General features: G+C 68.5%; 9 protein-coding genes and 1 tRNA gene. 4 read left to right on the forward strand and 6 right to left on the reverse strand.

Annotation, left to right across the window (positions count from 1 at the left end; translation table 11 throughout):
* The first annotated feature begins 58 nt into the window (after positions 1 to 58).
* Positions 59 to 2,449 (forward strand): penicillin-binding protein, encoded by a 2,391-nt coding sequence (locus tag ACRYCC_RS34070; protein WP_433817950.1) that lies wholly within the window; start codon positions 59 to 61, stop codon positions 2,447 to 2,449.
* Between the two features lie 111 nt (positions 2,450 to 2,560).
* On the opposite strand, the gene ACRYCC_RS34075 is transcribed toward ACRYCC_RS34070, so the two are convergent.
* Both ACRYCC_RS34075 and ACRYCC_RS34080 read right to left on the reverse strand, forming a co-directional pair.
* Positions 2,561 to 3,823 (reverse strand): L,D-transpeptidase, encoded by a 1,263-nt coding sequence (locus ACRYCC_RS34075; RefSeq protein ID WP_433817952.1) that lies wholly within the window; start codon positions 3,821 to 3,823, stop codon positions 2,561 to 2,563.
* Between the two features lie 296 nt (positions 3,824 to 4,119).
* Complete coding sequence (locus ACRYCC_RS34080; protein ID WP_433817953.1) at positions 4,120 to 4,575, reverse strand: GatB/YqeY domain-containing protein; 456 nt, start codon at positions 4,573 to 4,575, stop codon at positions 4,120 to 4,122.
* A 152-nt stretch (positions 4,576 to 4,727) separates the two neighbouring features.
* Between ACRYCC_RS34080 and ACRYCC_RS34085 the strand changes: the two genes are divergently transcribed.
* Together ACRYCC_RS34085 and ACRYCC_RS34090 are read left to right on the forward strand one after the other, a co-directional pair.
* Positions 4,728 to 5,630, forward strand: coding sequence for a metallophosphoesterase (locus tag ACRYCC_RS34085; protein WP_433817955.1), 903 nt, complete (start codon positions 4,728 to 4,730; stop codon positions 5,628 to 5,630).
* A gap of 144 nt (positions 5,631 to 5,774) precedes the next feature.
* A tRNA-Pro gene (locus tag ACRYCC_RS34090) sits at positions 5,775 to 5,848 on the forward strand.
* 324 nt (positions 5,849 to 6,172) lie between these two features.
* Here ACRYCC_RS34090 and ACRYCC_RS34095 read toward each other — a convergent pair.
* From ACRYCC_RS34095 to ACRYCC_RS34110, 4 genes are all read right to left on the reverse strand, one after another.
* Positions 6,173 to 6,601: a RidA family protein gene (locus ACRYCC_RS34095; RefSeq protein WP_433817956.1), complete on the reverse strand. Its 429-nt coding sequence runs from the start codon at positions 6,599 to 6,601 to the stop codon at positions 6,173 to 6,175.
* 246 nt (positions 6,602 to 6,847) lie between these two features.
* On the reverse strand, positions 6,848 to 8,251 hold the full coding sequence (locus ACRYCC_RS34100; RefSeq protein WP_433817957.1) for a hypothetical protein: 1,404 nt from the start codon (positions 8,249 to 8,251) through the stop codon (positions 6,848 to 6,850).
* A gap of 306 nt (positions 8,252 to 8,557) precedes the next feature.
* On the reverse strand, positions 8,558 to 9,184 hold the full coding sequence (locus tag ACRYCC_RS34105) for a TetR/AcrR family transcriptional regulator (RefSeq protein ID WP_433817958.1): 627 nt from the start codon (positions 9,182 to 9,184) through the stop codon (positions 8,558 to 8,560).
* Between the two features lie 164 nt (positions 9,185 to 9,348).
* A complete protein-coding gene (locus ACRYCC_RS34110; protein ID WP_433817959.1) occupies positions 9,349 to 10,782 on the reverse strand; it encodes a serine/threonine-protein kinase in 1,434 nt (477 codons plus the stop codon).
* A 184-nt stretch (positions 10,783 to 10,966) separates the two neighbouring features.
* On the opposite strand from ACRYCC_RS34110, the gene ACRYCC_RS34115 reads away from it, so the two are divergent.
* Complete coding sequence (locus tag ACRYCC_RS34115) at positions 10,967 to 11,626, forward strand: TetR/AcrR family transcriptional regulator (protein ID WP_433817960.1); 660 nt, start codon at positions 10,967 to 10,969, stop codon at positions 11,624 to 11,626.
* The last annotated feature ends 80 nt before the right edge of the window (positions 11,627 to 11,706 follow it).

An 11,706-nucleotide genomic window follows, 5' to 3' on the forward strand; every position in this document is an offset into this window, starting at 1 on the left:
GCGGTAACCGGCGGCCGCTGCCCCGTATGTGTTTTGTCGTCCCGGGTACCTTAGACGCGTGCAGGAAAATCCGGATCAGGACAACGCGTTCACCAAGCTGTTCCAGCTGGTCGCAGCCAGTGTGGCGGCGGGCGTCCTGGTCGCCTTGGTGGTGCTGCCAGGGGTGAGCGGCGTGGGCCTGACCGCACGCGACGCGGCCGCGGCCTTCGACAACATGCCCTCTGAGCTGAACACCACGCCGCCGCCGGAGAAGACGGTCGTCTACGCCGCGAACGGCACCCAGCTGGCGACGTTCTTCGACGAGTACCGCGAATCCGTACGGCTGGACCAGGTCGCCGACATCATGCGCAAGGCGATCGTGGCCATCGAGGACTCCAGGTTCTACGAACACGGGGCCCTCGACATCAAGGCCGCCATCCGGGCGCTGGCCACCAACGCCCAGGCCGGTGCGACCAAGCAGGGTGGCTCCTCGCTGACTCAGCAGTATGTCAAGAACCTGCTGCTGGAGAACGCCGACACACCGGCGCAGGAGCGGGCGGTGACCGCGCCCACCGTGGGCCGCAAGCTGCGCGAGCTGCGGTACGCCCTGGACGTCGAGAAGAAGATGTCCAAGAACGAGATCCTGCAGGGCTATCTCAACGTCGCCTACTTCGGCGCCGGGGCCTACGGAGTGCAGGCCGCGGCCAAGCGGTACTTCGACAAGCCGGCCTCCAAGCTGAACCTCGCCGAGTCGGCGCTGCTCGCCGGGGTGACCAACAGCCCGTACGCCTACGACCCGACCCTGCACGAGGGAGCGGCGCTGAAACGCCGCAACACGGTGCTCTACCGGATGTCCGACCTGGGCATCATCACCCGGCAGCTGGCCGACAAGACCGCCAACGAGCCGATCAAGCTCAAGCAGCACAAGCCCAAGGGCGGCTGCGACACCAGCAGGGCGCCGTTCTTCTGTGAGTACGTCCGCTACGAGATGCTCGACATCCTGTCCGGCGGCAAGTACTGGAAGATGACGCCGGCCAAGCAGGCGGTGGTCCTGCGCAAGCTCAAGCGCGGCGGCTACAACATCCGTACGACCCTCGACCCGCAGGCGCAGCGGGCCGCCGAGGAGGGCCTGACCGGCGAGGTCTCCCCGCAGAGCAAGCAGGTGGGCGCCCAGGCGATGGTCGAGCCGGGCACCGGCAAGATCAAGGCCATCGCCACCAGCAAGGGCTTCGGCAACGGCAAGCGCCAGACCTCCATCAACCTCGCGGCCGACTCCCGGCACGGCGGCGGCGTCGGCGTCTCCGCCGGCTCGACGTTCAAGGTCTTCACGCTGATGGCCGCCCTCGACGAGGGGATCACGGTCGGCACCAGCTTCAACTCTCCGGCCCGGATCTCGATCGGCGGCTTCGCGCCCTGCGAGTACGAGGGCTACATGAAGATCAACAACAAGGAGATGCACGGCAAGAACCTGACCAGCGGCACCTGGGACGTCGGCAACGCGGGTGACAGCGAGAAGGGCCGGTTCAACCTGCGGACCGGCACCTGGCACTCGGTGAACACCTTCTACGCGCAACTGGAGCGCGAGGTGGGCGTCTGCGACGCGATCAAGATGGCGGAGAACTTCGGCCTCAAGCGCGCCGACGGCAACCGGCTGCTGCCCTTCACCTCACAGGTGCTGGGCACCAACGAGGTCGACATGGTCCATCTGTCCGCGGCCTACGCGGGGATCGCGGCCCGCGGGAAGTACTGCGCGCCGATCGCCATCACCGAGGTCACCGACGCCAAGGGCCACAAGCTCAACGTGCCCAAGCAGGACTGCCACCAGGCTGTCGACCGCGACATCGCCGACGAGACGAGCAAGATCCTCAGGGGTGTGCTGAGCCAGGGCACCGCCAAGGGCGTGCCCTCGGTCGGCCGTCCCGCCGCCGGCAAGACCGGCACCTGCGAAGAGTTCTCCTGCGCGGTCTTCGCCGGATACACCCCCAACCTGGCCTCCGCGGTGGCCTACTGGGACATCCGGGGCGGCTTCAAGTACCCGGTCTACGGGGTCTACGGCGCCACCATCCCCGGCCCGATCTGGGCACGGTCGATGCGCGAGGCCCTCGACGGCAAGCCGGTGATGTCCTTCACCGAGCCGACCAACGACTTCGGCGACGTCACCTCGGTCGAGGTTCCCGACGTGAAGGGGGCGTCGGTCGGCGTGGCCAAGGCCGAGCTCGCCGCCGCCGGCTTCCAGGCCACGGTCTCGCCCAGCCCGGTGCGCTCCGACCAGCCCTCGGGAACGGTCGCGTACACCACGCCCGGCGGCGGCAGCAAGGCAGAAGAGGGCACCACCGTCCTGATCTTCATCAGCAACGGCAAGGACGCGGGCGGCGGTTCGGACGACAATCCTGACGATCCAGGCTTTCCCGGCCTGGGTAACCGCGGGAACGGTTTCCAGTGGCCGCCCATCGACGGCGGCACCCCGTAGCGGTCGCCCCTCACGCGAGAGACCCCGATCCGGCCGCGGATCGGGGTCTCGTGCGTCGGGCCTGAGCCGGAAGCCGGGCTTGAGCCGGAGGCCGGGTCTGAAGCGGAGAGGTCAGGGCGTCGGGGTGCCCGCGGTCGCACCCGCTCCGGCGGCCGGAGTCGTACCGGCACCGGCGGCCGGGGTCTCCGACGGGGTCGTGGCCACCGTCCCCGACGCGGCCGTGGACACCGGCTTGTCGAACGCGCTGCCCTTCACCCACTGCTTCCACGGCTTCTGCCACCAGCCGAAGCCGTTGTCGAACTCCAGCTCACGGCTGGTGCCGGTGATGGTGACGATGTCGCCCCACTGGGCGAGGTTGTAGAACCACCTGGCGAAGGCCGGGCTGGCGTTGACGCAGCCGTGGCTGACGTTGCTGTTGCCCTGCGAGCCCACCGACCAGGGCGCGGAGTGGACGTACTCGCCGCTGTTGGAGATGCGGACGGCGTAGCCCACGATCTCCTTGTAGTAGCCCGGCTCGCCTTCCTTGATCCCCGGCGAGATCATCGTCACCGGGTTCTCCTTCTCCATCGTCAGGTGAACGCCGTTGGTCGTCGTGTACTTGCGTTCGCCGCCCTTGCCGGCGCTGATGCCGACGTTCTTCACCTTCTTGCCGTTGATGGAGACCGTCATCCGGTGGGTCCGCACGTTGACCTTGCTGACGTGCGAGTCACCGATCTTGAACTTCAGCTTGAAGTCGGAGGTGCCGTACGTGCCCGAACCCGACTTCACCCCGGCCAGGTGCGCGGTGAGCGCGATCTTCTGGTTGGGCGCCCAGTACTTCTTGGTCCGGAAGATCGCCTGCTGGCTTCCGTACCAGTACCACGCGCCCTCGTTGGGCTGGTCCGAGACGACCTGGAGCGAACGCTCCACCGCCTTGCGGTCGGTGACCGAGCGGTTGAAGTTCACCACGATCGGCATGCCGATGCCGACGCGCTGCCCCGCGCTCGGCATGACCGAGCTGATGGACAGGGTCTGCGACGCCTTCAGGGTCTTGAACTTGCTGCTCGCCGTCGTGCTCTTCTTGGCGTTCTTGGCCGTCGCGGTCACCTGGTAGGAGGAGTTGGGCGTGAGCGTCCAGGAGGACTTCCAGGAGGTCTTGTCCGGAGACAGCACGCCGGGGACCGCCTGGCCCTTGAGCTGCACGGCGACCGTCTCGAGGGTGCCGTTGGCGGCCTTCACCTCGATGCCCTGCTCGGGCTTGGCCTTACCCGTCCCGTCGACCGGAGTGATGGTCACCTGCGGGGCGGCGGTGTCCTCCTTGCCCGCGGCGGGCACCCCGTCGCCCTTGCCACCTCCGGAGCACGCCGTCGCGAGAAGCAGGACCGCCCCTGTCAACCCGGCAGCCGCCCGCGCCCGGCGCCATCCCCCTGCAGTGGACTTCCGCCGCACTGTGACCTCCAAAACCCCGCCCCATAGTGGTCAAGTGACATTAGCGACTAAACCTGGTTCTTACCTAGTCATAATCGAAACTTGTGACTAAGTGGACATCTTGATCATCGATCAGGGGTCTGACCTGGGCGGCGAACGGCTACGGAAAGTTTCTCTACCGGCACGTAGAATGTCCGCAAAGAAAGCAGACCCCTCGATCCGGCGGATCGGGGGCCTGCTCGGGGTGGGTCCCGGCGGCTGCCTCAGGTGCCGAGCTGACGCCGCACCTCGGCGGCCACCCGGCCGCCCTCGGCCCGGCCGGCGACTCTCGGGTTCACCAGCTTCATGACCTGACCCATCGCCCGCGGGCCTTCGGCACCGCTCTCGGTGACGGCGGCGGCCACCAGCGCGACCAGCTCGTCGTCGGAGAGCTGCGCGGGGAGGTAGGCGTCGAGCACGGCGCCCTCGTCCCGCTCCGCCTGCGCCTGCTCGGCCCGGTCCGCCTGGGCGAAGGCCTCGGCCGCCTCCCGGCGCTTCTTGGCCTCCCGGGCGAGCACCTTGACGATCTCCTCGTCGGACAGTTCCCTGGCCTGCTTGCCCGCGACCTCCTCGGTGGTGACCGCGGTGAGGGCCATGCGCAGCGTACGAGTGCGGAGCTCGTCGCGCGCCTTCATCGCGGTCGACAGGTCGGACCGCAGCTTCTCCTTCAGGGCGCTCATGAGGTCCATGATGCCGCGTGCGGGGCTCCGCCTCATCCGCATTACCCGCGCGGCGCGCCCGGAAAGCACCATTGCGCAATGCTTTCATCCCGGAACGTTCTGCGGATCTGCGCATCTCTGGCAGCATGGAAGATGTCGTTGTAAGGAGAATCGTGCGAAAGCTCTATGCCGTACCCCTGGCCCTGGCCGGGACCGGTGCCGCCGGGATCGGTTACGCGTCGGTCATCGAGCGCAACTGGTTCCACCTGCGCCGTTACGACGTGCCCGTGCTGCCCCCCGGGCGCCCGCCGATCAAGATCCTGCACATCTCCGACACGCACCTGACCCCCGGCCGCAGGCGCATGATCAACTGGGTCCGTTCCCTCGACGCCCTGGAGCCGGACCTGGTCGTCAACACCGGCGACTCCATCTCGCACCGGGACTCCATCGGGCCGTTCCTGGAGGCCCTCGGGCCGCTGCTCGACCGTCCGGGCGTGTTCGTGTACGGCTCGAACGACCTGTACTCCCCGGTCTTCAAGAATCCCGCCCGCTACCTGTGGCGCACCAGCAAGAAGGACTACGAGCGCAACCGGCGCATGCCCGACCTGCCCTACCGCGAGCTCGGCTCGTCCCTGCAGGCCGCGGGCTGGCTGGACCTCAACAACCGCATCGGGCGCATGAAGGTCGGCGACCTCGACGTGGAGTTCGGCGGCATCGACGACTCCCACATCAACCGGGACCGCTACGACAAGATCGCCGGCCCGGTCGACCCGCAGGCCGACCTGCACATCGGCGTCAGCCATTCACCCGAGCCGCGCAACCTCGACCGGTTCTCCGCCGACGGCTACGAGCTGCTGCTGTCCGGGCACACCCACGGCGGCCAGCTGTGCGTGCCGTTCTACGGCGCCCTGGTCACCAACTGCGGCATCGAGCGCGCCCGGGTCAAGGGCCTGCACCGCAACGGCCCCTCCTGGCTGCACGTCTCCGCCGGCCTCGGCACCTCCCCGATGGCCCCGGTCCGGTTCTGCTGCCCGCCCGAGGCCTCGTTGCTCACGCTCGTACCCCGGCCGTACTGACCACTCCCGTCCGGCCGCTTTCGGCGCGCCATCGGTTCGGTGGCCCAGGGATTGCCTGGATTTAAGCGATCGCAGCACTCCTGGGGATCCGCTAAGCTGTCCAAGGCGCCGGGAGGCACGTACGACTCCCGGGCAGCCACCAATCGGGGTGTAGCGCAGCTTGGTAGCGCGCTTCGTTCGGGACGAAGAGGTCGTGGGTTCGAATCCCGCCACCCCGACAGAGAAGTACCAGCTCAGAGGCCAGTTCCCAAGATCGGGAGCTGGCCTCTTGATCGTTCATCGACGTGGACGGCACTCTGCGGCTCGCTCCGCAACGCAGCGAACACGTCGCCTGCGCCGGCGGCGCCCCCGTCCTGAGCGCCGGAGAGATCAACTTCGTCCACGAGCACAGCCGATGGACCGTCGGCGAGATCAGCAACCAGTCGATCGGCTACGGCCCCGACCTCACCTCCTGGCCGGCCGTTCAGGCAGCGCTCGACGTCGGGGCTCAGGCCAGCACGGGTCGAGGGCGATCGCTGCCGACGTCACGCGGATGCGCGGGTTCACCCGCGTTGATCCGGCGTGTTCTCCGCGGCGGGGAGAGCGGGGTCGGGCGCGACGGCGATGGCTTCGATCTCCAGCAGCCAGGCCTCGTCATAGATGCCGGTGATGATGATCGTGATCGCGGGGCGGTGGTCGCCGAGCACCTCGTGGCGGATCCGGGAGTTGGCCTCACGGTACCGCCGGTCGGACAGGTAGACGGTGACCTTGGCGAGGTCGCGGACCGTCATACCGGCCTCGGCGAGCACGGCTTTCACGTTGTCCCAGGCAAGACGGCATTGCCCGGGGAAGTCGGCCGGTATGTCGCCGTCGAGGGTCCAGGGCGGCTGGCCGCTGATGAAGAGCGTCCGCTGCGCCCCCCGTACCAGCGTCCCGTGGGTGTAGGCGGGCGACGACGCGGGCAGCCGGGCGGGGTCGATCGGTTCGATCATGAGGGTCATCGCCTTCCCTCGGCGGCGGGCAGATCAGCAGATGATCGGTGAACGTAAGCGTGGGGCCGACGCTCTGCGGAAAGAGATGGGCCGGCCTCCTGAGAGGCCGGCCATATGTTCACTTACGGATCATGATTGATCCGCTCGTGCGGAAGGTCCGCTCCACGGCGCCGTGGAGCGGGTCATCGGCATAGGGATCCGTGACGCCCTGGGGGGACGTCACGGAACCCGACGCCGTTCACGTGATCAGACGCTGGCCGGTGCCTGCACTGCGAGAACCTGCTCGGGCGCTCCACCCCCCTGGAACTGCCGGAGGATGGTGCCGAGCTGCTCCCGCGCCTCGCGCCCCTTGACGTTGCTCAGCTCGACCACGGCCTCGCGAGCCTCGTCGTGCGAGAGCCGCGCGCCATCGGACGCGCGCGTCACGGAGCGCAACTGCAGGTACCTGCTCAGGTTCTCCGCGGACGGAGACGTGGCGAGGAGCGTCAACGCCTCGGTGCTCGTGGCGCCGACCCTCATGAGGTCGACGACCAGGCGCACGTCGGCGTTCGAACGCCCGACCTCGATCAGCTCCGCCGGGGAGGTGCATCCGACGGAGCGCAGCTCCGCCAGTTCCTCCGGCGAGAGGCCGGTCGCGCACGACTCGAACTCGTCCTTGGCCCTCTGCACAGCGGCCAAGTCCTCGTTCGCCTTCGCCTTGTCGGCGGCGACCAGAACAACACTGGCCGCCACGAGGGTGACGACGAAGAAGCCGACCCACTGGTAGGTGATCGGGGACGCCAGGTGGGCGAACCCGACAGCGGTGGCGGCCACCCCGACCAGAGCGTAGACGGGAGCGGCCATCGAACTCATCGCTCCCACGTTGTCCTTGCTCAGGATCCGCGAAGCGAAGTTGGTCAGGAAGACCGGGATCACCATCACGAACAACGCTGTGATGGCCATGGTCCCCAGCTGCCCCGAACCGAACTTCCAGGTGGTTCCCTCCATGTCAGCCAGAACCGGAATGTGGTCCTGGAACAGGGACAGGCCGACCGCCGTGGCGAACACGAATGGCGTGGCAAGGACGTTCGCCCAGACCATGCCCTGGTCCGAACGGTCGTCGACCTTCGGGCCGCCGGCGCCCAGCATCTTCAGGCACCCCGGAAGGTTCCAGAAATGCCAGGCGGCGAGAGCCGCCGCGACGACGCCGAGCACGTTGAGGTGTCCGGCGAGCGCGTTCGTGCTGAGGATCACGCCGATCACGACGACAGCTCGCATGAGCAGCGGGGGAAGCCCCCGCAGCAGCAGCAAGCCCACCATCAGGCTTCCCACGGTGGTCGCCGTCGCCGCCGGCCCCGCACCCAGCAGGGCGGTCGCCAGCGGGGCGCAGATGTTGACGAAGAAGCTGCCGAGCGCGATGCGGTAGACCGCTCGCCTCTGCTGCTTGGTGAACAGGGACGGGCGCATCTTCGCCCATCCGTGCTGCTTGAGTGCCCACAGCGCGATGACGGGGGTGCCCAGCACCGCGATGGCCGCACTGGCCTGCAACGGAGCCAGGTTCGTGGTGAACACGAACCCGAACCCCTGGAAGGCCAGCATGGCGATCATGGTGATGATGCCGAGCATCGTCCCGCCTCCGACCTTCCGTAGGCGGTTTGCAAGTGGAGACATGACGTCACCACTCCTCTCTTGTTTGTTTTCACCCGGACCTTGTGTCTGGGAGGTTTCGGCTCCGAGAGCCGAACGTTGTTAACAGTCCCGAAACGGGAGGGAGTGGCAGATAATCTCTGGGAAATTTTCGGGACGGCGGCCTCCACGCGCCGCTGGGCGGAGGCGAACGCCCGGATCGCCGCGCTCGATGCTCTGGTGGACAGCGGACACCGCGCCCAGAAGCAGACAGGTAAGAGGCCGGTCCCCAGGATCGGGAACCGGCCTATTGATCGTCTTTACCGGCCTACCGGATACGAATCCCGGCCGCTACGACCGGACCGATGGCGACGTCGCGGGTCCGCTGGTGGATGCCGGCCGGCGTAGCCCGTCGATGGCCTCGCGGAGGCTGATCTCGAGGTAGCTGATGCGATCGGTCGCCATCAGTATCGTGGCGCCGCCCGAAATAGCGGTGAGGATCTCAATGGCGGCGTTGTCCACGTCGATCGCGGAGTCGATCGCGCCGCTGTCCTTGAGGGCCTGGACGCCGGCGGCTATGTACGCCTGCCACCGCTCGTAGAGGTCGGTGATGATGTCGCGGACGGCCGGGTCGGCCATGCCCAGCTGTGCGGTGAGGGCCGACAGGGGGCATTCCTGGCGTTGGGCCTCGTATATCTCGATCACGCGCTCGCGCCAGGCCTCCCATTTGGGCCAGGTCGTCAGGTCGCCGAGCATCGGTTGCTGCTCCGCCAGCACCTGCTCGGCCTCGTGCGTCGCCACCGCCAGCAGGAGGTCGGCCTTGCCGTCCGGGAAGTAGTGGAACAGCTGGCTCTTGCTCGTCGACGTGACGGCCCGGATGTCGTCCAGCCCCACGTTGGCGGGCCCGCGCTCCCGCATCACGCGTGCCGCGCCCTCCACGATTCGCTGCCGGGTGGCGGCACCCTTCGGCGTCAGCACGCGCATCCATGCCCTTCCGGTGGGGCGGTCCGCTGGCGGGCGGGCTCGCCCAACGTCATCGTCCGGCGGTCAGGTTAACAATATGGACTCTACAGTCCAACATGCGGCAGGTGCGGCCCTGGTCCGATCACGTACCGGCCGAGCACCGGTGGCACCCCGGACCTTCAGTTCTTCCGCAAGCTCCACGTCCATCGCCGTCCCGTTACGTTGTGGGCTTTGCCGGAGATGGTGTTCCCGGTGATGGTGCCCTCGTAGATCGAGTAACCGCCCTTCATGTCGATGGTGAGCTTGGAGCCGTTCACCGACCAGCGATCCTCCTGGTTGTCCCAGTTGCCGGTGGGGCTCCGATACTTGACGTGGCCATCCGCGACGAACGTGAAGACGTAGTAGTCCCCGTCGGAGTCCACACCGCTCCACGTGGTGCCGGCGAGGGACGTGGCTCCGGCCTGAAGTGTCGGGTTCGCGGGCGACGGGGATCCCGACGCGGCAGACGGTGTCCCGGAGGCGACGGACGGCGTTCCCGAGGCGGTGGGCGTCTCTTTGCCGTGCTGCGCACGCGTCCCGAGGTACGTCGTTCCCCACCAAATCATCGTCGCGGCGATGCCCGTCAAGGCGATGGCTCCCAGGCCGCCGAGCAGCACGACCCCGCGTCTCAGCCCGTGTCCGCCGGGCGGCCGGGGCCCGTGCAGTCCCGGCGGCACCGTGGTGGTGCCCTGGACCGGGGCCATGCCGGGGCCAGGAGCGTGGTTCGGCACGGTGTTGCCCACCGGTGGGGAGTGGAGCGCGGACATGGCCCACGCCAGCGCCCGGGCGGTCTGCTCGGCGGTGGCCCGGTCATCGGGATTCTTGACCAGCAGGCCGGCCAGGGCAGGGGTGAGCGGGCCCGCCCGCTCGGGCGGGCGGGGGCCCTGGGTGAGGATCGCGGCGTACAGCGAGGTCAGGGTCGGTCCGGCGAAGGGAGGCCGGCCCTCCACCGCCGTGTACAGGGTGGCGCCCAGCGACCACAGGTCACTGGCCGCGGTGGCGGGCTTGCCCTCGATCTGCTCGGGCGCCATGTACCGCGGGGTTCCCATCACGGCCCCGGAGACGGTCAACGCCGTGGCATCGGCCATACCGGCGATACCGAAGTCGGTGATGACGATCCGACGGCCGGCGAGCAGCACGTTGTCGGGTTTCAGGTCCCGGTGCACGATTCCCGCCGCGTGCGCCTCGCGCAGCGCGTCCAGCATCGCGACCCCGATCCCGGCCACCCGCTCCGGCGGAAGCCTGCCCTCTCGTTCGATCGCGGTGCCCAGGGACACGCCGGTGAGCAGTTCCATCACGATGGCCGGGACGCCGTCGTGCTCGACGACGTCGTGGACGGTGACGATCCCCGGATGGTTGAGCCGGGCCGCGGCGCGGGCCTCGCGCAGCATCCGCCCGATCAGCGACTCCCGCTGCTCCTCCGGAAGCCCGTACGGGAACAGGACCTGCTTGACGGCGACCTCCCGGTCCAGCACCTCGTCGTGGCCGCGCCACACCCGGCCCATCGCGCCCTGTCCGATCGGCTCGACCAGCCGGTACCGCCCGCCGACCAGTTCACCGGCTCTCTCCGTCACGAAGGCAACGATAGACAGAGGCGATCTCGCGGGCATCTCGTACGGATAGGAAGCCCGGTCGGGCGACCGATCCGGCTTCCGATCACCCTGCCGTCTGTACAGCCACGACCATACGCGCGTATTGTCAGCAATACATGTGTATGGGATGGTGACAGTGGGATCGGATGATCGATCGAGTGACCCGGTGTTCGAGGACCTGACGGCCCGGGCGCGGATCAGGGACGCCGCGTTGCTGCAGTTCGCGGAGCGAGGCGTCAGGGGGGCGACGATCCGCGGCATCGCGGAGGCCGCCGGGGTGTCGCCCGGGCTGGTCCAGCACCACTTCGGTTCGAAGGAGGAGCTGCGGGCGGCCTGTGACACGCACGCGATGGAGGTCATCCGGCGGGCGAACGATCAGGCGACCAGCACGGGGATGCGGGATCCCGGCATCTTCTCGGTCACGATGCGCGCCACCATGCCGGTGCGGCGCTACGTGGCGCGCGCGATGGTCGACGGCTCCCCGGCCGCCGCGAAGCTGTTCGACGACCTGGTCGGCTACAGCGAGCGGTACCTGGCCGACCCTCCGCCCGGCATCGCCGAGCCGCAGACGTCCGATCTGCACGCGTACGCCGCAACCATCACCGCCCTGAGCCTGGGGATCATCGTGCTGCACGAGCATCTGTCCCGGGCGCTCGACGTCGACACCCTCACCCTCGAGGGATATCCACGGCTCGGCCTGGCCGTACTGGAGGTCTTCACCGACGACCTCCTCAGCCCGGAGCTCGTCGCGCAGAGCCGTGCCACGTTGGAGCAGTTTCTGAAGGCGGGCCCGTCGTCCGCCGCGGGAGACGGCACGCCGCCATGAGCCCGCCTTCCGCGCCGGCTCACCGGCCCGTGACCCCCCGCACTCCCGCGACCGCCTTCCGACCAGGAGGAACCCCCCGT

Origin of the sequence: Actinomadura scrupuli (assembly GCF_050971785.1) — a bacterium.
Classification (GTDB): Bacteria; Actinomycetota; Actinomycetes; order Streptosporangiales; family Streptosporangiaceae; genus Actinomadura_E; species Actinomadura_E scrupuli.

Bases quoted from the DNA above. Each gene is read 5' to 3' on its own strand.
- ACRYCC_RS34080 (WP_433817953.1), bottom strand. From the start codon at position 4,575: ATGAGCGCCCTGAAGGAGAAGCTGCGGTCCGACCTGTCGACCGCGATG.
- ACRYCC_RS34095 (WP_433817956.1), bottom strand. From the start codon at position 6,601: ATGATCGAACCGATCGACCCCGCCCGGCTGCCCGCGTCGTCGCCCGCC.
- ACRYCC_RS34100 (WP_433817957.1), bottom strand. From the start codon at position 8,251: ATGTCTCCACTTGCAAACCGCCTACGGAAGGTCGGAGGCGGGACGATG.